Raw genomic sequence first — 21,269 nt, 5'->3', positions numbered from 1 at the left:
ACGGAGAGAGCACCGATGAGCAAGACCTGGACCAAGGCGAAGACGCAGTGCCTCGAGTCCCGGCCGCAGGTCTGCGCCCACGCCGGGGACGGCCGGCCGTGGCCGCGGACCCGCTGATCGCGGCGCTGCCCGCCGCGGACCCGCTGATCGCGGCGCTGCCCGCCGCGGACCCGCTGATCGCGGCGCTGCCCGCCGCGGCCTCGCCGGACCGATCCTGCTCACCGGGGGCCACGGCGGGTGAGGACCATTCCGGGGCCGGGGTCCCGAGCCGTGCCGGGTTCGCGGCGGCACTGCGTGCGCTGACCGATCCGGCGTGCCGCCTGTCACCCGGTCACGGCCGTTTGCTCGCGGCGATCGAGGTGTCCACGCGCCCGGCGATGATCCCGCGCCGGTGCCGATGAGGATCCGGGTTCTCGGCAGCGCGGCGGGCGGTGGCCTGCCGCAGTGGAACTGCGCCTGTGCGGTCTGCCGGGAAGCACGGATCGAAGGAAACGTTCGCCGTCAGGACACGGTGGCGATCAGCGGTGACGGCATCGCCTGGTATCTGATCAACGCGGCGCCGGACGTGCGCGCGGGAATCCTGTCGACGCCCGAGCTGATGCCGGGTCCGGGACCGCGAGACACGCCGCTACGTGGTGTCCTGCTCACGACGGCCGAGTTGGATCACACGCTCGGGCTGCTGAGCCTGCGTGAGGCGGTGCGGCTCAGCGTCTACGCCACCGCGACCGTCACCGGGGCCCTGACCCGTGCGTTCCCGATCCTGCCGACCCTCGGCCGGTACACCTGCCTCACGACCAACGACCTGTCGGACCTGGTCACGCTGGAGGGTGGGCTGCAGGTTCAGCGCTTGACCGTCGGTTCCCGGCGACCGAGATATACCGACGACTCCGCGTCAGCCGGCGACCAGGGTGATGGTCGCGCGGCCCCCGGCCGGAGCCGGGGCGCGCCGGTCGATGCCGGCCAGACCGGCCGTGCACGGTCCGCCCGCCGATCCGGGGACGCGGGGCCGGGGGACTGGGTCTCCGCGCTGCGGATCACCGACCTCGGGACGAAGGAGGTCTTCGTCTACGCGACCTGCCTGCCCGAGTGGACGACAAGCTTCGACGCGTTCGTCGACGGGGCCGACGACGTGCTGCTGGACGGCACTTTCGGGACCGAGGACGAGCTGACGGCGATGACCGGCGGGCCGGGAGGTGCGCGGTCGACGGGCCACCTCCCGATGGACGTCTCGCGACGTCATGCGGCCCGGCATCCGGGAACGCGGTTCCGATTCAGCCACCTGAACAACACCAACCCGGCCACCGGAGGCGACATCGTTGCCGATGGTGACCGCTTCTGATCAGCTGCGCGAACAACTTCGGGCCGGGCGGCCCGTTCGACGGCGGGGAGATCCTGCCGCGGTTGACCGTCTCTTGACATCGGCAGGTGTCTACGTCGATAACTAACGTACTGGTTCGTACAAAAGGCGGTGGTCCTATGATGACCCGGTCGGATCAGCGATTCCTGGTGGGGCTCATCGGCGCCGGCATCGGCACCTCCATGAGCCCGCCGTTGCATGAACTCGAGGCGGACCGGCAGGGCCTGCGGTACTACTACCACCTGATCGACCTGCAGCACCGGGGACAAACGGTCGGTGAGTTGCTCGGCGCGGCTCGCCGGCTCGGCTTCCGGGGTCTCAACATCACGCATCCGGCGAAGCAGGAAGTGCTCGAGTACCTCGACACCCTGAGTCCGGAAGCGGCCGAGGTCGGCGCGGTCAACACGGTGGTCTTCGAGCCCGGGCGCGCCGTGGGGCACAACACCGACCGGTACGGGTTCGCGGCGGGACTGGCCCGGGCGCTGCCGGAGGTCTCCTTCGGGCACGTGGTCCAACTCGGTGCCGGTGGCGCCGGAGCCGCCGTGGCGTCGGCGCTGGCCGCGGCCGGAGTACGCCGGCTGACCCTGGCGGACCCCGACGGCGAACGGGCCCACCGGCTGGCCGGGGCGATGGCGGTACATCCGTCGATGACGGTGGAGATCATCGTCCCCGGCGAGGTGCCCGGCCGGCTGGCAACCGCGGACGGGCTGGTCAACGCGACTCCGATCGGGATGGAGGGACACCCCGGGGTGCCGATCGCGCCGGAGCATCTGCATCCGGGTCTCTGGGTGGCCGACGTCATCTACCGGCCGCTGGAGACCGAGCTGATCCGGGCGGCGCGCGACCGCGGCCTCCGGGTGGCTGACGGCGGGGGCATGGTGGTGTCCCAGGCGGCGGCGTCGTTCCGCCTCTTCACCGGCCGCGAGCCGGATGAGCGGCGCATGCTCGCGGACTTCGCCCGCCTCGCCGCCTCAGGCCCACGTCACCGGAGCCCGCGCGGCCCGGACGCCGACCGGGAGAGCGCCCGGCCATGAGGACGTCACCTCCGGGACCACCGTTTCAGCAGCGCCGGCAACTCGTCGTTGTGTTCGCCCAGCACCGGCGGACTCCCGGCCGGCGCCAGCCGCTCCCCGTCGAACAGGACGCCACTGCCGGACACCCGGAGAGCCTCGTCCCGATTCAGCACGGCCGGGAACGGCACATCGGCGAGGAAACCCCGCTGCGCGACCTGCTCGGCCGCGACCGCCTGTGCCACCGTCAGGATCCGGGCGGCCGGGACGCCGGCCGCCGACAGCATCCGCTCCCACTCGGCCGCAGGGCGCCGGGCCAGGGCCGCGTTGAGCTGGTCGTTCAGCTCCGCGCGGTGGGCCTTGCGGGCTTCTCGCCCGGCGAACCGCGGGTGCGTGATCAGATCCTCGCGACCCACCAGGCGGCACAGCGTCTCGAACTGCTCCTGGCGGTTGGCGGCGATGTTCAACGGACCGTCGGAGGCGGTGAAGGTGCCCGACGGTGCCGCGGTCGCGTTCTGGTCGCCCATCGGCTGGGGTTCGACACCACTGACCACGTAGTTGGAGACGGCCCAGCCCATCGCGGACAGCGACGCCTCCAGCATGGACACGTCCAGGAACCGGCCCCGGCCGTCGCGCTGGCGCCGGGCCAGCGCCGCCGTGACGGCCAGGGCGGCGCTGAGCCCGCCGACGGTGTCGGCGACCGGGAACCCGACCCGCGTCGGCGCGGTCTCCGGCGTTCCGGTCACCGACATCATCCCGGACAGACCCTGGATGATCTGGTCGTAGGCCGGCGCCTGGCTCATCGGCCCGTCCTGGCCGAACCCGCTGATCGCGCAGTAGATCAGCCCCGGGTTCAGGCCGGACAGCCGCTCCCAGGGGAAACCGATCCGCGCCAGCACCCCGGCCCGGTAGTTCTCCACGAGCACGTCCGCGTGCGTGACCAGATCGGCGAAGATCTCCTTCCCCCGCGGTTCCTTCAGATCGAGCTCGACGGATTTTTTCCCCGCGTTCTGGGCCAGGAAGGAGGCGCCCAGCCCGGCGGCGTTGAGTTCCGGGTCCGGCCCCAGCCGCCGCGCCAGGTCACCGCGCCCAGGAATCTCGATCTTGACGACTTCGGCGCCCAGCAGCCCGAGATGGTACGTGCAGTAGGGGCCGGCCAGGACGTTGGTGAGATCGAGGACGCGTACCCCGTCCAGCGGCCGCTCGTACATGCCTGGTACTCCCGTCGTGTCTCAGAACAGGGGATGGTCGAAACCCCGCTCGTTCAGGTGATCAGCGGCGGCGCCGAGTGCCTTGGCGAACTCGGAGACGCGCTCCTCGGTGAAGCGGACCGTGGGACCGCTGAGGGTCAGCGCCGCGACGACGGTGCCGGCCCGGCCGAGGATCGGCACGGCCACCGCGGACAGCCCGTTCTCCCGCTCGCCGTGACTGGCGGCGAATCCGGCCTCGGCCGCCTCGTCGATCCACTCGCGCATCCGGCGGACATGCCCTTCCCCGTACGGCGAGGACCGCGCGACCCGTTCCAGCAGCGCGGGCGAGGCGTTGCGCAGCAGGATCTTCGCCGACGCCCCGGCCCACAACGGCAACTCGTCACCGACGTGGACCACGTGCCGCAGTGGCTGCGGGGACTCCTGCTGGGCGATGCAGACGCGCACGACGTCGCGTACCACGTAGACGTTGACCGTCTCCCGCTCGCGGGAGGCGAGTTCACGCATCAGGCGCTGGGTCTCCGGAGGCAACTCCCAGCCGCGGCGGGCCAGGTGCGCCCACCGCCACAGCCCCGGCCCCGCCATGTATCCGGAGCTGGTCGCCCACAGCAGACCGCTCTGTTCCAGGGTCTGCACGATCCGGATGACGGTGGTCTTGGCCAGGCCGGTGGCGGCGACGATGTCGCGCACGGCGATGAGCGGACGGTCCTCGCTGAGCAGCGACAGGATGTCCAGAGCGCGCTGGATGCTGCGCACTCCCTGGCCGTCGGCGGGCTCGTTGGTCACGGTGCTTCACTTCCTCCCTCGCGCCGCAGGTGCCGTCGCGGCGCGATCCGGCCGCGTCGTGCGGCCGCAGATGTCGTGGACACCTGCGATTCTGCCGTCCCGGCCGGCGTGTCATCGCCTCGCAACTTTTCGACGTCCGCCTATTGCCTTCGGCTCGCGGCCAACCGTACGTTACACCGGAGTCCACACAGTGGTCCAGAAAGCCATTTGCGGTCCGTGCAGCGGACCTTCTGGAGGTCTCGATGCTCTCCGCCATCCTCGACACCCCATCCGGCGCCGTGGTCGCGGCGCCGTCCCTGCTCGCCGGGAAATGGATCAGCGACGGTCCCGCGGCCGAGCGTGTCGGCCCGTTCAGCCGGACCGTCGTCAGCCGCGCCCGGGTGGCGCAGACCGCCGACGTGCGGCTCGCCGCCGAGTACGCGAGAACCGGTGCCCGTACGATCGCGCGCCTCGCCCCGGCCACCCGGGCCACCGTCCTGGAACGCGCCGCGGCCCTGGCCACCGACCGGCGCGAGGAGTTCGCGCGGCTCATCGCGCGGGAACTGGGCAAGCCGCTCAAGGACGGCCGGGGTGAGCTGGACCGGGTCGCCGACACCTTCACCGTCTGCGCGGCCGAGGCCCGGCAGATCGGTGGCGACCTGCTCCCGGTGGCCGGGTGGGCGCGCGGGGTCGGCACCACCGCGCTGACCTACCGGGCACCGGCCGGCGTCGCGCTGGCGATCACGCCGTTCAACGCGCCGGCCAACCTGCTCGCCCACAAGCTCGGTGCCTCGTTCGCCGCCGGTAACAGCACCGTCGTCAAGGCGCCACCGCAGGCACCGGCGGTGTCGGCCGCGGTCGTCGCGCTGCTCCGGCAGGCCGGTGCGCCCGAGGAATCGGTGCAGCTGCTGCACGGTGGCGGTGAGGTCGGCGCGGCGCTGTGCGCGGCGGCGGAGGTCTCCGTCATCAGCTTCACCGGCAGCGCGGAGACCGGCGCCGCGGTGGCCCGGGCCGCGGGAGCCAAACGCCTCGTGCTCGAACTGGGCGGGAACGCGGCCACGATCGTCTGCGAGGACGCGGACCTGGCGGAGGCCGCGACGGTCTGCGCGCGGACCGGGTACACGAACTCGGGCCAGAGTTGCATCTCCGTCCAGCGGGTCTACGTCCACCGGGACCGCTTCGACGCCTTCGTGGAGAAACTCTCCGCCGAGGTCGCGTTGCTGAAGGTCGGTGATCCGCTCGATCCCGCGACCGACGTGGGGTCGATGGTGGACGAGCAGGCCGCCGCGCGAGTGCTGGGCTGGGCGGCCGAGGCCGTCGACGGGGGAGCGCGGATCACCGTCGGCGGGACCAGGAACGGCGCGACGCTGGCGCCGACGGTGGTGGCCGGGCCCCGGGCCGACGACGACGTGGTGACGAGGGAAGTCTTCGGCGCACTGGTCGCCGTGCTGCCCTACGACAGCTTCGACGAGGTGGTGCAGACCTGCAACCGCAGCCGCTTCGGGTTGCAGGCGGGGATCTTCACCCGCGACATCGGACGGATCCTCACCGCGTGGCGCGACCTCGAGGTGGGCGGTCTCGTCGTCAACGGCTCCTCGAACTTCCGCCTCGACCATGTCCCGTTCGGCGGCGTCAAGGACTCCGGCTTCGGGCGCGAGTCGCCGCGCTGCATGGTCGAGGACTACACGGTGATCAAGACGCTCCTGGTGCGGGGCCTGTCGATCTGGGGAGAGAACTGATGACCGAGCCCAGCACCGCCCCGCCCGCGGCCGGCCGGCGCACCGGCGCCGATGCCCTCGTCGCCCAGCTCACCGCGTACGGGGTGACGACGATCTTCGGCACGTGCGGGCACACCAACATCGCCCTGCTCGACGCCATCGGGCGCAGTGAGATCGAGTTCGTCGTCGCCCGCCACGAGCAGACCGCCGCGCACGCCGCCGACGGCTACGCCCGTGCCACCGGCCGGACCGGTGTCGTCCTGATGCACGCCGGCCCGGGAATGATGAACGCGGTGACCGGCGTGGCCACGGCCGCCATGGACTCGGTCCCACTCGTCGCGATCTCCGGGGACATCCCCTCCTACCTGTACGGGCGTCACCCGCACCAGGAGGTCAACCTGCACGCCGACGCCGACCAGACGGCGATCTACCGCCCGTTCGTCAAGCGCGCCTGGCACGTGCACCGCGTGGCGGATCTGCCCCGGTTCACCGAGCGCGCGTTCTGGACGGCGACCAGTGGCCGTCCCGGCGCGGTGCTGCTCGACGTGCCGATGGATCTCTTCAGCCGAACACTGCCCGAAGGTGACTTTCCGCTGCCCCGGGCGGTGACCACCCCGGACCTCCCGGCTGCCGACGCGGACCGGATCGCCGCCGCGCTGGCAGGCGCCGAACGACCGCTGATCTACCTCGGCGGCGGCCTGCGCGGGGAGAAGAACCTTCAGGACCTCATCGAGCACCTGGACGTCCCGGTGGCCCACTCCCTGATGGCCAAGGGCACCCTGCCCGACGACCATCCGCTGCTGCTGGGCATGCCCGGCTTCTGGGGGCTCGAGGAGACCAACGAGTACGCCCGGAACGCCGACCTGGTCCTCGCCGTCGCCACCCGCTTCGCCGAGACCGACGCCAGCTCCTGGAACCCCGCCCACACCTGGCGTTTCCCGCCGAGCCGGCTGATCCAGATCGACATCGACCCCGCCGAGATCGGCCGCAACTACCCGGTCGAACTCGGTGCGGTGGCCGACGCCGGCCGTGCCGTCGAGCAGATCCTCGCCGCGGCCCGCCGCCAACGCCCCGGCGGCGTGCAGCGCCCCGGCCTGCGTGAGCGCAACGTCGCCGCTCGGACGAGACTCTTCGCCGGCAGCGCCGAACGTGGCCGCAGCGACCAGTTCCCGCTCCGCCCGGAACGGATCCTCGCGGACGTTCGCGCGTATCTGCCGGACGACGCGGTGCTGGTCACCGACGTCGGCTGGAACAAGAACGGCGTCGCCCAGTGCTACCCACTGCCGGCCGGCGGCCGTTTCATCACCCCGGGCGGCGCGTCGACGATGGGCTTCGGCCCGGCCGCCGCGCTGGGCGTGCAGATCGCCGAGCCGGACCGCGTGGTGGTCGCGCTGATCGGCGACGGCGGGATGAGCGCCCAGCTCCCGGCGCTGCCGATGGCCGTCGAGCGCGGTCTGCCGGTGATCTTCCTGGTGATGAACAACCGCGCCCACGGCACCATCTCCGACCTGCAGGCCGGCTTCTTCGGCCGCAGTCACGGCTGCGACTTCACCGATCCGGACGGCAACCCGTACAGCCCGGACTTCGCGGCGCTGGGCCGGTCCTGCGGCCTGGACGGCTACGACGTCACCAGGCCCGCCGACCTGGGCGAGGCGATCAGCACCGCCGTCCGGCGCCGGCGCCCGGCCGTCATCGACGTCCCGATGGTCAACGAACCCGTTCCCACTCCCGGCCATTGGAACATCAAGGACATCTACCAAGGCGTATTCGAATAGAGAGGTGAGACGCACGTGCCCCGACTCCGCGCCACCGCCATGATTTCCGCGCTCCTCCTGACGGCCGGCCTGGGCGCCGCCGCCTGCAGCGCCCCCGGCAGCAACGACGACGACACCAAGTCCGGCGACGGGCCGATCAAGATTGCCCTGGTCGACGCGCAGAGCGGGCAGCTCAGCTCCCTCGGCGCCTGGGAGCTCAAGGGCGCCCGGCTCGCCGTCGACGAGTGGAACGCCGCCGGTGGCATCAACGGCCGGCAGATCCAGCTCGACGTCTTCGACGACCAGGGTGATCCGACCACCGGCACCACCCTCGCCCGCAAGATCGACAGCGAGAACTACCTCGCGATGATCGGCACCGCCGAGAGCGCCGTGACGATCGCGATGGCGCCGATCCTCAAGCAGGCCGAGATCCCGAACATCACCTCCGGCCAGTCACCCGGCCTGGTCGGGGCCGGCTCCGAGTTCCTGTTCCTCAACGGGCCGACCAGTACCACCTACGACGAGACCCTGGCCCAGTACGTCGTCGACCAGCAGGGCCTCAAGAGCATCGCGATGATCACCAACAACGGCTCCTACGGCAAGGGCGAGCACGACGCGTTCCGGAAAGCCCTGACCGGTCGCAACGTCACCCCGGTGGCCGACCAGGTGGTCACCACCGACCAGAAGGACTTCTCCGCCGTCCTCACCGGCATCCGGCAGAAGAATCCGCAGGTGATTTTCGTCGGCGCCGAGGAGGTGGAGTCCGGCCTCGTCGTCAAACAGGCCCGTGACCTGGGCATCACCGTCCCGTTCGCCGGCGCGGCACCGCAGGGGACACCGGTCTTCCTCGACACCGCCGGCGCGAAGGCCGCCGAGAAGACCATCGTCAGCTCGCCCTACCTGAGCAACGACGTCAGCGACGCGTCGAAGAAATTCGCCGCCGCCTACAGGGCCAAGTACCACGAGGACGCCGAACTGCACGGCGCCAAGGCCTACGACGGCGCGCAGATCCTGCTGACCGCACTCAGGACCAGCAACGTCGCCACCGGCAAGGCACTCGCCGGCGCCATCCGGGCCACCAAGTACCAGGGGCTGCTCGGCGACTTCGCGTTCGACGACACCGGGGTCGGCATCTTCGCGACGTCGATCGGCACCATCCAGGACGGCAAGCTCGTCGCGGCAGCGGGCTGATCCATGCAGGTTTTCCTTCAGACGATCGTGGGCGGCGTCAGCCTCGGCGCCGTCTACGCCCTGGTGGCGCTGGGATTCTCCCTGGTCTACCGCACGATGGGGCTGGTCAACTTCGCCCACGGCAACGTGGTCACCGTCGGCGCGTACCTGGCGTCCACCTTCTACCTGACCGCCAAGCTGCCGTTCGCCGTGGCGATGGTGGCCGCCATCGCCGTCACCGCGATGATCGGCCTGGTCATCGAACGGGTGCTGCGCCCGCTGGAGAACCGTGACTTCGACCTGATGCTGATCGGCACCATCGGCTTCGGCATCGTCCTCGACGCCCTGGTCATCGCGATCTGGGGCGCCACCGGGCGGGCCGTGAAGTCCCCGGTACCGGCCGCGCCGCTCGACGTCCTCGGGCTCCGGATCCGGACGTACGACCTGGTGGTGCTCTTCATCGCGGCCGCCGCCACGGTGCTGCTCGTCCTGTTCCTGGCGCGGACCAAACGCGGCGCCGCCATGCAGGCCGTGGCCATGGACCACGAGGCCGCCACCGCGGTCGGCATCCACGTCGGCCGCAGCAACGCGATCGCCTTCATGATCGGTGGCGGTCTCGCCGCGCTGGCCGGTGGCCTGGTCGGCCCGCTGCTCTACGTCAGCCCGGCGCTCGGCGGCGCGCTCGGCATCAAGGGTTTCGCCGCCGCCGTCCTCGGTGGCTTCGGCAGCATCCCCGGCGCGATCGTCGGCGGCCTGGCCATCGGCATCCTCGACTCCTTCACCGCCGGGCACTTCCAGGGCTACTCCGAGCTGGTCACCTTCATCGCCTTCACGGTGATCATCATGGTGCGCCCGACCGGCATCTTCGGCGAGCGGACGGTGAACCGCGCATGAGCACGTCAGCGAACGGAGAACCGCGCCCGGCCGGCGGACGGCGCCCGGGAAGGAAACCTGCTCTCCTGGCGGCCGGGGCGGTGGCGGCCTGGCTGTTGCCCTACGGCCTGGACTCCTACGCCGTTCACGTCGTCGACGTCATCCTCATCTTCGCCGTCCTCGCGATCGGCCTCGGCCTGACCATGGGGATCGCCGGCCAGGTCAACCTGGCCCAGGTGGCGGTCTTCGGCGTCGGCGCCTACGTGACGGCGATTCTCACCACCAGGGCCGGCCTGGGATTCTGGGTCTCCGCGGTGCTGGCGGTGCTGGCCACGGTGGTGATCGGACTGGTCATCGGCATCCCCGCGCTGCGCGTGCAGTCGCACTACCTCGGCATCGTCACGCTCGGGCTGGCGCTCGCGTTCACCAGCTGGGTCACCAACGCGGAGATCTCCGGCGGTGCCGAGGGCATCTCCGGCATCCCGGTGCCGCGGATCCCCGGCGTCGACCTCTCCAGCGAATATCTCTACTACTACCTGGAACTCATCGTCTTCGCGGTGCTGCTCACCTTCGGACTGTTCGTCGTCCGCACCGGCCTGGGCCGGCGGATGCGCGCGATGCGCGACGACGCGCTCGCCGCCGGAGCCCTCGGCGCCGAGGTGCCGGTGCTCCGGATGGCCGCCTTCCTGCTGGCCAGTGTCTACGGCGGCGTCGGTGGTGTGCTCTACGCGGGACTGATCCGCTACGTCGCGCCGGAATCCTTCACCGTCGCCACCATGTTCCTGCTGCTCGCGATGGTGATCATCGGCGGGCGGCAGAGTCTCGTCGGCTGCGTGGTGGGGGCGGCCGGGCTGGCCCTGGTCCGCGAGGCGCTCGTCGACCACCCGCAGATCGCTCAGATCGCGTACGGCTCGGTCGTCGTCCTGGTCGTGGTCTTCGCCCCGACCGGCCTGGCCGGGCTCCCGGTCCGGGTCCGCGTGGCCCTCGCCCGCCGCCGTGGTCACCGGGGCGCTGCCGCGCGATTGAGACCCTTCCGGCGGTACGAACGGAAGGAGCCCGGTGGCGGCGGTGGGGACATTCTTCGCGTCGAGCAGCTGACCATGCAGTTCCGTGGCCTGAAAGCGCTCGACGACGTGTCGCTGACCGTCGCCGCCGGCGAGATCCGCGGTGTCGTCGGCCCCAACGGCTCGGGCAAGACCACGCTGTTCAACGTGGTCAGCGGGCTCTACCGGCCGACCCGCGGGCGGGTCCGGTTCGGTGACGCCGACATGACCGGTAACGCCCCGCACCGGCTGGCCCGGGCCGGCATCTCCCGAACCTTCCAGAACCTGCGGCTCTTCGGCGACCTGACCGTCGAGGAGAACATTCTGGTCGCGCAGGACCGCAGCCGGACCCGGGAGAGCTGGCGTTACCTGCTGCACCCGGTCAGCGTGCTGCGCCGGGACCGGGACCTGCACCGGCAGGCCGGCGAGGTCCTCGACCGGTACGGGCTCGCCGAGTTCGCCGGGCTCGCGCCGAAGTCGCTGCCCTACGGCATCCAGCGCCGGGTGGAGATCGCCCGGGCGGTCGCCGCCGCCCCGGCGTTGCTGCTGCTCGACGAGCCGGCCGCGGGACTCAACGGCGAGGAGGTGCGGCAGCTCGCCGAGATCGTGCGGTCGATCCGGGACAGCGGGATCACCGTGGTCATCATCGAGCACAACATGGGGCTGGTCATGTCGCTCTGCGAACGCGTGACGGTGCTGGCCGGCGGGCGGATCATCGCCGACGGCACGCCGGCCGAGGTGGCCCGCACGCCGGCGGTCATCGAGGCGTACCTGGGTGACTCGATGGACTCCGGCGACCTGCCGCCGATCTCGGAGGTGACGCGATGACCGCGGTGGCGCAGGTGACGACCGGCCGGGCGCTGACCGTCGAGCGCCTGACCGTGCACTACGGCGGTGTCTGCGCCGTACGGGAGCTGGGTCTCGAGGTTCCGGCCGGTGACGCCGTCGGGGTGATCGGTGCCAACGGGGCCGGGAAGACCTCGGCGCTGAAGGCGATCATGGGGCTCGTGCCGCGCCGGGTGCACGCGCTCCGCTTCGGCGACGTGGACCTCCGTGGTGTCGCCGCCCGCGACATGGTCCGGCACGGCATCGGCTACGTGCCCGAGGGACGACATGTCTTCGCCGGGCTGCCGGTGGAGAGGAACCTTCTTCTCGGCGCCTACGCGCGCCGGTGGAACGCGGAGACCCGGGCGACGCTGGCCGAGGTCTACGAACTGTTCCCGGTGCTCGGCGAGATGCGCGGCCGGCTCGCCGGGGCGCTCTCCGGCGGCCAGCAGCAGATGCTGGCGATCGGGCGCGCGCTGATGTCGAAGCCCCGGCTGTTGCTGCTGGACGAGCCGTCGATGGGCCTGTCGCCGAAACTGGTCGAGGACATTCTCGCGGTGCTGCTGCGCCTGCGGGCCGAAGGGCTGAGCCTGCTGCTGGTCGAGCAGAACGCGAAACTCACCTTCGAGGCCACGAGCCGTTGCCTGGTCGTCGAGAACGGCGAGGTGGCGATGACCGGCCCGTCCGAGCGGCTGCGTCACGATCCCCGGGTGCGGCGGATCTACCTCGGTCTCTGACCTCACCTACAGTGGTGCCCAGCGGGGCGACGGAAGGAACGCGCATGTCATCTCCGGAAGCGAGGGAACGCGTCCGGGATCCCGAGCGCACCCGCGCCGAGATCATGGAGGTGGCGACGCACGAGTTCGCCGATCGGGGTTACGCCGGGGCGCGGGTGGACGAGATCGCGGCGAAGACCCGGACCACCAAGCGGATGATCTACTACTACTTCGGCGGCAAGGAAGGTTTGTTCCTTGCGGTGCTGGAGCAGGCCTACCGGCACATCCGCGCGCTGGAGCAGCAGCTCGACGTCGACCACCTCGAGCCGGTCGAGGCGTTGCGCCAGCTGGCCGAACTCACCTTCGATCACCACGAGTCGCATCAAGACTTCGTGCGGCTGGTGGCGATCGAGAACATCCACTACGCCCAGCATCTGCAGCTGTCGCAGTCGCGGGAGGTCCTCGCGGCGCCGGCTCTGGAGGTCCTGACCCGGATCATGCAGCGCGGGCGGGACGCAGGAATCTTCCGCGAGGATCTGGACGCGCTCGACGTCCACATGATCATCAGCGCGTTCTGTGTGTTCCGTGGGGCGAACCGGTACACGTTCCGGGCGATCTTCGGGCGTGATCTTCTGGACCCGGCGTTGCGGGACCATCTGCGGCGGACGATCGGTGACCTGGTCGTCGCGCACGTCACGGCCCGGGCCGACGGGCCGCCGGCAGATCACCGCGCGAGCTGACGGGCCGGCCTCGGCGGGGTCCGTGGTGTCAGCGAGGTGGGGGCCGCAGGCCGGTGAGGCTGGTCAGGGCGGCGAAACCGGCGTCGGTGCCGGGCCAGTGGCGGCGGACGGCGTCGAGACCGGCGCGGCGGACCGTGGAGCGCAGGACGGCCGTGACGATGATGGCGTCGTCGGCGTAGCCGAGTACCGGGATGAAGTCCGGGATCAGGTCGAACGGGATCGCGAGGTACGCGAGCAGCAGCCCGAGGCGGATGCGCACGCCGCGGGGCAGGGTGCGGTCGGCAGCGAGTCGGCGGAGCAGCCGGAGCAGGTCCGGCAACAGGCGCAACGCCTCTCGCAGCTGTAATTTGTCCGGCTTGGCCAGCAGCAGCGCGAGGACGAGCGCGATCCACACCGCCAGCAGCCCCACGCCGATGCTGACGATCCACCTCATGGCCGCCATTGTCCTCGGGTACCGCGAGGATGACTGTGCGGGGTGACGGTGCCGGGGGCGTTTCTGCGGATGTCGCCGGGGCATACGTTCGCCATGCCACTACTGGACGACAGCTTGGGCCTGGCCGCGCAGGGCTACTCCTGGTTTCCGGGACGCCGGCGGCACTCCCCGAACCCGGACGTGCTGCACACCCGGCTGATGGGCAAGCGCGCGGTCGGACTGCGCGGCCCGGCGGCGGTGACATTCTTCTACGACGAGGAGCACATCCGGCGCCACGGCGCGATCCCGGAGCCGGTGCAGGGGACGCTGTTCGGGCACGGGGCGATCCACACGCTCGACGGCATCGGCCACCGCAACCGCAAGATGATGTTCCTGTCGGTGCTCAAGGACGCCCGCCAAGTCGGGCAGCTCGCCGATCAGGTCGGCCGGGCCTGGGACGACGCCGTCCCCGACTGGGCCGGTCAGCCCTCGATCGTGCTGTTCGACGAGACCGCGAAGGTCATCACGAAAGCGGTCTGCGCCTGGGCCGGAGTTCCGGTCACCGACGTGGCCGGGACCGCCGCGGACCTGACCGCACTGGTCGACGGGTTCGCGACGGCCGGCCGGCGGCACTGGCGGGCCCGCAAGGCCCGCGGGCGCCTGGAGCGGTGGCTGTCCGGCCTGATCGAGCAGGCCCGCGCGAACCCGGACGACTCGGTGCTCAGCCAGGTCGCGTCGCTGACCGAGACCGACGGCCGGCGCCTCGAACCGGAGCTGGCCGCCGTGGAACTTCTCAACATCATCCGGCCGACGGTGGCCGTCTCCTGGTTCGTGACGTTCGCCGGGCACGCCTTGCATCGCTGGCCTGAGCTGCGGGAACGTCTGCTGGACGGCGACCTGCCGTACGCCGTCGCATTCGCCCACGAGTTGCGGCGCTTCTACCCGTTCGCGCCGTTCGTCGGCGGCGTCGCGGTGAAGGAGAGTTTCTTCCAGGGGGAGCGGATCCCCGCGGGCGCGATGGTGCTGCTCGACATCTACGGGCAGAACCACGACGAGCGGCTGTGGCCGGAACCGTACCGCTTCGACCCGCAACGGTTCGTGGACCGCGAACCCGGGCGTGACGAGCTGATCCCGCAGGGCGGCGGCGACCCGCGGACCGGGCACCGGTGCCCGGGCGAGGACGTCACGCTCGCGATCCTGGCCACGCTCGCGGTGCGCCTGGCGCGCCTGGAGTACGCCGTACCGGAGCAGGATCTGTCGATCTCGCTGCGGCGGATCCCCGCGTTGCCGCGCAGCCGGATGGCCCTGGAGGTCTCCGGCACCCGGACTGCGGCCGGGCGTGCGGCCGACGGCCACGTGGGCGCCAAGCCCCGCGGATCCGCGGCGCCGTGATGCCGTGACCAAGGCCTTGACCAGCGGATAGGTGGGTGATCGAGGCGCTCAGCCGGTACCTCGGCGATCTCCGGCCCGCCGAGCGTCTCGGTGATCATCGGCGGTCCGCTCGTCCTGGGGCAGATTTCATGCCGGAATGTTTACATACTTACACCGTTGCATCGCTCTATGGTGGACGCATGACGGATGTACCCACCCTGTACGACTGGGCCGGCGGTGCCGAGGCGTTCGAGCGGCTCACCGAGCGGTTCTACCAGAAAGTCCTCGCCGACGAGGTGGTCGGCCCGCTGTTCGCGCACATGGACGCGGATCATCCGCGGTACGTGGCGATGTGGCTCGCCGAGGTCTTCGGGGGTCCCGCCCGCTACAGCACCGAGCGCGGCGGATACGCGCACATGCTCGGTCATCACCTCGGCCGGGCGATCACCGAGCCGCAGCGCCGCCGCTGGGTGAACCTGCTGGCCGACGCGGCGGACGAGGTCGGCCTGCCGGACGACCCGGAGTTTCGAGCCGCGTTCATGGGCTACCTCGAGTGGGGTACGCGGCTGGCCCGGGCCAATTCGCAGCCGGATGCCACGCCGCCGCGCGAGGCGCCCATGCCGCACTGGGGATGGGGCGTGGCGCCGCCGTACCTTCCCGGTGGGGAGTAGCCGCCGGCAGGTGATCTCGTACCGCCCGGCGGAGGCCGAACCGTCAGCCCCGTGGCATTCCGGCGAAACCCGTCCGTCGCCTTCACCTGGTGGGGTTGTCCCTACCCGGATCGGCGGGTCTGCACCATCGCAGCGGTGCCTCCCTCATCCGTACCTTCGGTGACAACGGATCGAGGAAGGACCGGCGATGCTGCACCACCTGATGCCACTGATCAGCTCCCCGTGGATCTACGTGGTCGTCCTCGTGGCCGTCGGGATCGACGGTTTCCTCCCGGTGATGCCGTCCGAGACCCTCGTCATCGGCTTGTTCGCGTTCTCCGCGACGGGCACGCCGAACGTCTTCGCCCTGCTCGGCGCGGTCGCCGCCGGAGGCATCGCCGGCGATCAGATCTCCTACCGGATCGGGCGCCGGGCGGGCCGGCTGACCCACGCGCGGATGGCCGAGGTGCGGGCGAAGGGCGAAAGAGCACTCCAGCGGTACGGCGGGACGGCCATCCTGGTGGGGCGATTCATTCCGTACGGGCGGACCGCGACGACTGTCACCGCCGGCTCGGTGACGTTCCCCAGGGGCAGGTTCCGGCTGTTCAGCGCGATCGCCGGGGTGGCCTGGGCGGTGTACGCGCTCGGCCTCGGCCGGATCGGCGGCGCCACCTTCACCCACCATCCGTTGCTCGGCGCCGCGTTCGGCATGGCACTCGGCATGATCCTCGCCGCGGTCTGCGCCGTGATCGAGAAGCACCGCGGCAGAACCACCCTCGACACGAGCTCCGCCGTGGCCGTCGTGGACCAGTGTTCCGCCGTGGCGGTCGTGGATCGGCGCTCCGAACGGACCGTCCGCGATCGGCGCCGCGGCGAGGCCCGGCCGACGCCGTGCGCCCGCACCGCCCGTCGGATCGCGGCGGCCGGCAGCCTGTCGGGCTGATCATCAGCCCGGCTGATGGCACGCTCATCACGGGCGCCGAGATCCCGGTCGGCGGCGGGATGACCGCGCACGGCGGCGTCAAGCCGATCCGCGACGTGACGCCCTGAGACCGCGCGACCCGGCGCCGCGTTCCCTGACCGGTGCCGCGGCGCGGGTCGGCGGGACCGCGGCGGTGTGCCGCTCACCGGGACGGGCGGGGCCATCACGTACTGTCGCTGAAGTCCGCCTTCTGCGGTGCCGGACCTCGTCAACGCTGGAGTGAGCTGTGGAGCAGGATCACGCGCTGCGCATCGGCGCACCGATGACCGTCGACGACCGGACCGTCCGCGTCGATCTCGCCGGGGAGCTCGACGGGCCGAACACCGCTGCCCTGGTGGCCGCTTTCGACCAGGTGATGACCGCGTCAGGCGCCGCACTGATCACCCTCGGTCTGAGTCGGCTGACGTTCGTCGACTCGGCCGGGCTCCAGGCTCTGGTCGAGTGCCGCCAGGCCGCGGCCGCCGCCGGTCGCCGCCTGGAGTTGCGCGACCCACTGCCGATCGTCCGGCAGGTCTTGACGATCACCGAGCTGCTGGACGATTTCGGTCTGGAGTGATCCCGCCCGGTCGCTAGGCCAGCAGTGATGCGCGGCCCGGTTGCGAGGCGGGGAGCGACGAACGACGCAGCCCGGTCGGGAGCCCGGGAGCCGGCCGCGAGGTGTCCGGCAGCGTCGAGCTGTCCCGGCCGGGTGAGGCCTCGGCCGAGTTCGCAGTGCGGCGATCCTGGGCCCGGAAGCCGGCGGCCATGCCGTGGATGCAGGCAGGCGCGGCCGGCACCAGCGTGGAGACTGCCACGCGGGCGCTGGACCTGCTCGGCCCGCACCGCCGTCGAGTCCGGCCCCCACCGCGGCAAGATCGTCCTCGTTCTCCGACTTCGCGGACCACGCGGCGTGAGATGTGGATCATGCGGGGAACCACATGGGGGGACGGACCGACTGAAGGACCGTGCGAGTAGTACGGACAGCGCCCATAGCGGCAGCCATCGTCGTCCTGATCGGGGCGTTGCGGTTCGGCGGAGCGGTCGACGACACCGTCCTGCCCGGAATCCCCAGCCCGGGCGCCGGCACCGAGTGGGCCCTGCCCGCCGTCACCCTGCTGGCGAACCTGCTGGGGGTCCTCACGGCCGGTCTCACGGTCACCGCCGCGTTCCTGCTGCCGGGTGACGGCGGAAGCGTCGCCGCCCGGGGCTGGTGGCTGCTCCGGCGTACCACGTGGCTCGCGCTCCTCTGGGCGCTCGCCTCGGCCACCCTGATCGTCCTCACCGTCTCCGACGTCCTGGCGGTCCCGGCCGGGCAGCTCAGCCGCCAGGCGGTGGTCAGTTTCGCCTCCGACATCTCGCAGGGGCAGGCCCTGCTGCTGCAGACCGGCCTGGCGCTCGCCGTCGCCGTGCTGAGCCGCGGCGGGACCTCCCGGGGACCGGCCGCGGTCACCGCCCTGCTGGCCACGACCGCGATCGTGCCGCCGGCGTTCACCGGCCATGCCGCGGGCGCCGGGAATCACCAGATCGCCGTGACCAGCCTGGCCGTGCACGTCGTCGCGGCCTCGCTCTGGACCGGTGGACTGGCCGGCCTGCTGCTGGTCCGGCGGCACCGGCGATTCGCGGACACGGCCGGGCGCTACAGCCGGCTGGCGCTGGGCTGCTTCGTGGCGACGGCGGTCAGCGGGGTCGCCAACGCCGCGGTCCGGCTGGGGGACTGGGGTGCGCTGTGGAACTCCCGGTACGGCGTCCTGGTCGCGGTGAAGGTGCTCGCCCTCCTGACCGTCGGCCTGATCGGTGCCGTTCACCGGCGCCGCGCGGTGTGGGCGGAAAGTTTCGTGCGGCTCGCCGCCGGTGAACTGGTGGTGCTCGGTGCCGCCATCGGGCTCGCGGTCGGGTTGTCGCGCACGCCGACGCCGGTCGCCGAGGACGTCGCGGTGCCGGACCCGCTCGTCGAACTGCTCGGTTTCACGCCGCCGGGCGCGCCCACCGCCGTACGGATGGTCGGTGATCTTCTTCCGGACTTCTTCTTCGTCGCCGCGGTGGCAGTCGGTATCGGGGTCTACCTGGCCGGGGTGCGCCGGATGCGCCGGGCGGGTCACGACTGGCCGGTGAGCCGCACCCTGTCCTGGATCGGCGGCCTGCTGGTGCTCGGCGCGTTCACCCTGCTGGGCGTGGCCAAGTACGCCTACGTGCTGTTCAGCGTCCACATGGTCCAGCACATGGTGCTCTCCATGGTGGTGCCGATCCTGCTGGTCGGTGGCGCCCCGGTCACCCTGGCCCTGCGCACGCTGCGACGCCCGGCCGACCCGCAGGTGCGCGGCGCCCGCGAGTGGCTGCTGGTGATCCTCCACAGCCGCGTCGTCCGGTTGCTCGGTCACCCGCTCGTGGCGCTCGGCATCTACGTCGTCAGCCTCTACGGGCTGTACCTGGGGAACCTCCTCGCGACGCTGATGCGGTACCACCTCGGGCACCTGGCGATGCTGGTGCACTTCGTGCTCGCCGGATACCTGCTGTTCTGGGTGCTGATCGGAGTGGACCCGGGCCGGCGCCGGGTGCACCCGGCGATGCTGACCGTCGTGCACTTCCTGGCGATGGTCGCGCACGCGTTCTTCGGTTTCGTGCTGCTGCAGTCCACGACGGTGATCGCCGCCGGCTGGTACACGTCGGTCCACCCCGCGTGGGCGTCGTCGTTGCTCGCCGATCAGCGGCTCGGTGCCGGGCTGGCCTGGGCGTTCGGTGAGCTCCCGGCGGTGGTGATCATGCTGCTGCTGGTGCGGCAGTGGATCCGCTCCGACGAGCGGGAGCAGGCGCGGCTGGACCGGGCCGCGGACCGGGCCGAGGCGAGCGGGGACGAGGACGACCTCGCCCGGTACAACACGTTTCTGGCGCAGGCGTCCGCCCGTACGGGAAAATCCTGAAAAATCATGGTTTGAACGGGAACTTATCGAGGGCGGATCGAGACCTGTAGAGCATGCGAAAGTTCCTCATCGTGGCGGCAGCGCTCGCCCTCGGCCTGACCGGTTGCGGCACGAACGACGGGGTGGCGACGACGCCCCCGGCGGCCGCGGCGACGACCCTGACCGTCAAGGACCCCTGGGTGAAAGCGGCCGACGCGGGCACCATGACCGCCGCGTTCGGCGTGCTGGTCAACGACACCGACCGCGACCTCACCGTGGCCTCCGCGGCCTCACCGGCGTCGCCGATGGAGCTGCACGAGATGACCATGAAGGACGGCGCGATGGTCATGCAGCCGAAGGAGGGCGGCTTCGTCGTCAAGGCGAAGAGCACCCACGAGCTGTCACCCGGCGGCGACCACCTGATGCTGATGAAGCCGGCGCACGACATCAAGGCCGGTGACCAGGTCACCTTCGACCTGAAACTCTCCGACGGTACGACGGTGGCCTTCACCGCCGTCGCGAAACCGTTCGTCGGAGCGGGCGAGAGCTACGCGCCCGGGATGGCGATGCCCTCCGCGGCGCCGGGCATGACGATGCCGTCCCCGGGCCGGTCGTGACCAGCGTCAGCCGGCGGCGCCTCCTCACCGGTGGCGCCGTCGCCGGGCTCGGCGCGGTGGCCGGTGCCGCCGTCGTCGCCGCCGGTGGACAGCCGGCCACGATCCCGGTCGCGCAGACCGGCGACCTCGGCACGGCGACGGTCGCCTTCCACGGCCCGCGCCAGGCCGGTGTCGCCGAGGAGCCGCCCGCACACGCCGCGTTCGTCGCGTTCACCCTGGCCGCGGGCACCGACCGGGCCGCCCTGAGCCGGATGCTGCGGCTGCTCACCGACGACGCGGCCCGGCTCACCCAGGGCATCCCGGCGCTCGGCGACACCGACGCGACCCTGGCCGGGCTGCCCGCCCGGCTGACCGTCACGTTCGGATTCGGACCCGGGCTCTACGCGGCGGCGGGGCGGCCCAGCCCGGTCGCCGCGCTGCCCGCATTCGGCATCGACCGGCTGGAACCGCGCTGGTCCGGCGGTGATCTTCTTCTCCAGATCTGCGCCGACGACCCGCTGACGGTCGCGCACACCCAGCGGATGCTGGTCAAGGACGCCCGGCCGTTCGCCGCGGTCCGCTGGGTGCAGCAGGGCTTCCGCCGCAGCCCGGGCGTGCAGGCGCCCGGCCACACCCAGCGCAACGTGCTCGGTCAGCTCGACGGCACCGCCAACCCGCGCGGCGACCTGATCGACACCGCGGTGTGGAACCCGGACGGCTCGACCACCCTGGTCGTGCGCCGGATCCGCGCCGAGATCGAGAAGTGGGACATCCTGTCGGTGGCCGACAAGGAGAACGCCACCGGCCGCCGCCTGGAGTCCGGTGCCCCGCTGAGCGGCACCGCCGAGCACGACGAGCCGGACTTCACCGCGCTGGACGCCTCCGGGCTGCCCGCGATGCCCGACTACGCGCACGTCACCCGGGCGCACGTGACCGATCCGGCGCTGAAGATCCTGCGGCGGCCGTACAACTACGACGGCGCGCCCGACCCGGCCGGGCACCCGGACGCGGGCCTGATCTTCGCGTCCTACCAGCGGGACATCGCCCGGCAGTTCGTACCCATCCAGCAACGCCTGGCCGACAAGGACCTGTTGAACGCATGGATCACCCCGATCGGCTCCGCCGTCTTCGCCGTCCCGCCCGGTTGCGCCCCCGGCGGCTGGATCGGCGAGCAGTCCCTGTCCTGATCGGACCCGCGTCCGC

General features: G+C 71.6%; 21 protein-coding genes. 17 read left to right on the top strand and 4 right to left on the bottom strand.

The annotated features are described in order from the left end of the window. The first annotated feature begins 98 nt into the window (after nt 1–98). From ACH442_RS36445 to ACH442_RS36435, 3 genes are all read left to right on the top strand, one after another. Nucleotides 99–401, top strand: a complete 303-nt coding sequence (locus tag ACH442_RS36445; protein WP_396342640.1) for a hypothetical protein — start codon at nt 99–101, stop codon at nt 399–401. Then, nucleotides 398–1,339, top strand: coding sequence for a pyrroloquinoline quinone biosynthesis protein PqqB (gene pqqB / locus ACH442_RS36440; RefSeq protein WP_396342639.1), 942 nt, complete (start codon nt 398–400; stop codon nt 1,337–1,339). The genes ACH442_RS36445 and pqqB overlap by 4 nt, the downstream gene beginning before the upstream one ends. A 137-nt stretch (nt 1,340–1,476) precedes the next feature. Beyond that, nucleotides 1,477–2,391, top strand: a complete 915-nt coding sequence (locus tag ACH442_RS36435) for a shikimate dehydrogenase (protein ID WP_396342638.1) — start codon at nt 1,477–1,479, stop codon at nt 2,389–2,391. A gap of 5 nt (nt 2,392–2,396) precedes the next feature. Here ACH442_RS36435 and ACH442_RS36430 read toward each other — a convergent pair whose 3' ends face one another. Beyond that, entirely contained in the window at nt 2,397–3,578 is a 1,182-nt protein-coding gene (locus ACH442_RS36430) for a CaiB/BaiF CoA transferase family protein (RefSeq protein WP_396342637.1), read from the bottom strand. Between the two features lie 21 nt (nt 3,579–3,599). Continuing rightward, a complete protein-coding gene (locus ACH442_RS36425) occupies nt 3,600–4,361 on the bottom strand; it encodes an IclR family transcriptional regulator (RefSeq protein WP_396342636.1) in 762 nt (253 codons plus the stop codon). Nucleotides 4,362–4,603: 242 nt separating this feature from the next. On the opposite strand from ACH442_RS36425, the gene ACH442_RS36420 reads away from it, so the two are divergent. From ACH442_RS36420 to ACH442_RS36390, 7 genes are read left to right on the top strand one after another with little or no spacing between them, the layout of a single operon-like run. After that, nucleotides 4,604–6,079 carry an aldehyde dehydrogenase family protein gene (locus ACH442_RS36420; RefSeq protein ID WP_396342635.1) on the top strand — a complete coding sequence of 492 codons (1,476 nt, stop codon included), beginning with the start codon at nt 4,604–4,606 and terminating at the stop codon, nt 6,077–6,079. Next, nucleotides 6,079–7,833: a thiamine pyrophosphate-binding protein gene (locus ACH442_RS36415; protein ID WP_396342634.1), complete on the top strand. Its 1,755-nt coding sequence runs from the start codon at nt 6,079–6,081 to the stop codon at nt 7,831–7,833. Before ACH442_RS36420 ends, ACH442_RS36415 begins: the two co-directional genes overlap by 1 nt. A 15-nt stretch (nt 7,834–7,848) precedes the next feature. Continuing rightward, a complete protein-coding gene (locus ACH442_RS36410; RefSeq protein ID WP_396342633.1) occupies nt 7,849–9,003 on the top strand; it encodes an ABC transporter substrate-binding protein in 1,155 nt (384 codons plus the stop codon). Nucleotides 9,004–9,006: 3 nt separating this feature from the next. Further along, nucleotides 9,007–9,876, top strand: a complete 870-nt coding sequence (locus tag ACH442_RS36405; protein WP_396342632.1) for a branched-chain amino acid ABC transporter permease — start codon at nt 9,007–9,009, stop codon at nt 9,874–9,876. Continuing rightward, nucleotides 9,873–11,726 carry an ATP-binding cassette domain-containing protein gene (locus ACH442_RS36400; RefSeq protein WP_396342631.1) on the top strand — a complete coding sequence of 618 codons (1,854 nt, stop codon included), beginning with the start codon at nt 9,873–9,875 and terminating at the stop codon, nt 11,724–11,726. The genes ACH442_RS36405 and ACH442_RS36400 overlap by 4 nt, the downstream gene beginning before the upstream one ends. Continuing rightward, the gene (locus tag ACH442_RS36395) at nt 11,723–12,460 is read left to right on the top strand and encodes an ABC transporter ATP-binding protein (protein WP_396342630.1); all 738 of its coding nucleotides are present in this window, start codon (nt 11,723–11,725) and stop codon (nt 12,458–12,460) included. The genes ACH442_RS36400 and ACH442_RS36395 overlap by 4 nt, the downstream gene beginning before the upstream one ends. A 44-nt stretch (nt 12,461–12,504) precedes the next feature. Then, nucleotides 12,505–13,179 (top strand): TetR/AcrR family transcriptional regulator, encoded by a 675-nt coding sequence (locus ACH442_RS36390; RefSeq protein ID WP_396342629.1) that lies wholly within the window; start codon nt 12,505–12,507, stop codon nt 13,177–13,179. 28 nt (nt 13,180–13,207) lie between these two features. Here the strand turns inward: ACH442_RS36390 and ACH442_RS36385 are convergent, their stop codons facing one another. Continuing rightward, nucleotides 13,208–13,612 (bottom strand): YkvA family protein, encoded by a 405-nt coding sequence (locus ACH442_RS36385; RefSeq protein WP_396342628.1) that lies wholly within the window; start codon nt 13,610–13,612, stop codon nt 13,208–13,210. Nucleotides 13,613–13,705: 93 nt separating this feature from the next. On the opposite strand from ACH442_RS36385, the gene ACH442_RS36380 reads away from it, so the two are divergent. The 4 genes from ACH442_RS36380 to ACH442_RS36365 all read left to right on the top strand — a co-directional run bounded on the left by ACH442_RS36380 (nt 13,706) and on the right by ACH442_RS36365 (nt 17,150). Continuing rightward, nucleotides 13,706–14,983: a cytochrome P450 gene (locus ACH442_RS36380; protein ID WP_396342627.1), complete on the top strand. Its 1,278-nt coding sequence runs from the start codon at nt 13,706–13,708 to the stop codon at nt 14,981–14,983. 179 nt (nt 14,984–15,162) lie between these two features. Further along, nucleotides 15,163–15,633 (top strand): group II truncated hemoglobin, encoded by a 471-nt coding sequence (locus ACH442_RS36375; RefSeq protein WP_396342626.1) that lies wholly within the window; start codon nt 15,163–15,165, stop codon nt 15,631–15,633. A 187-nt stretch (nt 15,634–15,820) separates the two neighbouring features. Continuing rightward, entirely contained in the window at nt 15,821–16,555 is a 735-nt protein-coding gene (locus ACH442_RS36370; RefSeq protein WP_396342625.1) for a DedA family protein, read from the top strand. A gap of 265 nt (nt 16,556–16,820) precedes the next feature. Beyond that, nucleotides 16,821–17,150, top strand: coding sequence for an STAS domain-containing protein (locus tag ACH442_RS36365; protein ID WP_396342624.1), 330 nt, complete (start codon nt 16,821–16,823; stop codon nt 17,148–17,150). A 13-nt stretch (nt 17,151–17,163) separates the two neighbouring features. Here ACH442_RS36365 and ACH442_RS36360 read toward each other — a convergent pair whose 3' ends face one another. Beyond that, nucleotides 17,164–17,388, bottom strand: coding sequence for a hypothetical protein (locus ACH442_RS36360; protein WP_396342623.1), 225 nt, complete (start codon nt 17,386–17,388; stop codon nt 17,164–17,166). A 150-nt stretch (nt 17,389–17,538) separates the two neighbouring features. Here ACH442_RS36360 and ACH442_RS36355 point away from each other — a divergent pair, with 150 nt between their 5' ends. Genes ACH442_RS36355 through ACH442_RS36345 form a run of 3 tightly spaced genes read left to right on the top strand, consistent with a single transcriptional unit; the run spans nt 17,539 to nt 21,253 of the window. Continuing rightward, nucleotides 17,539–19,491: a cytochrome c oxidase assembly protein gene (locus ACH442_RS36355; protein ID WP_396342622.1), complete on the top strand. Its 1,953-nt coding sequence runs from the start codon at nt 17,539–17,541 to the stop codon at nt 19,489–19,491. Between the two features lie 53 nt (nt 19,492–19,544). Continuing rightward, nucleotides 19,545–20,087: a copper chaperone PCu(A)C gene (locus ACH442_RS36350; RefSeq protein ID WP_396342621.1), complete on the top strand. Its 543-nt coding sequence runs from the start codon at nt 19,545–19,547 to the stop codon at nt 20,085–20,087. After that, a complete protein-coding gene (locus tag ACH442_RS36345; protein ID WP_396342620.1) occupies nt 20,084–21,253 on the top strand; it encodes a Dyp-type peroxidase in 1,170 nt (389 codons plus the stop codon). The genes ACH442_RS36350 and ACH442_RS36345 overlap by 4 nt, the downstream gene beginning before the upstream one ends. Nucleotides 21,254–21,269 lie beyond the last annotated feature (16 nt).

Origin of the sequence: Actinoplanes sp. NPDC020271, from assembly GCF_044388125.1 — a bacterium.
Taxonomy (GTDB): domain Bacteria; phylum Actinomycetota; class Actinomycetes; order Mycobacteriales; family Micromonosporaceae; genus Actinoplanes.
The sequence above is the reverse complement of the archived record's forward strand: the minus strand, read 5'-3'. Positions and strand labels throughout refer to the sequence as shown.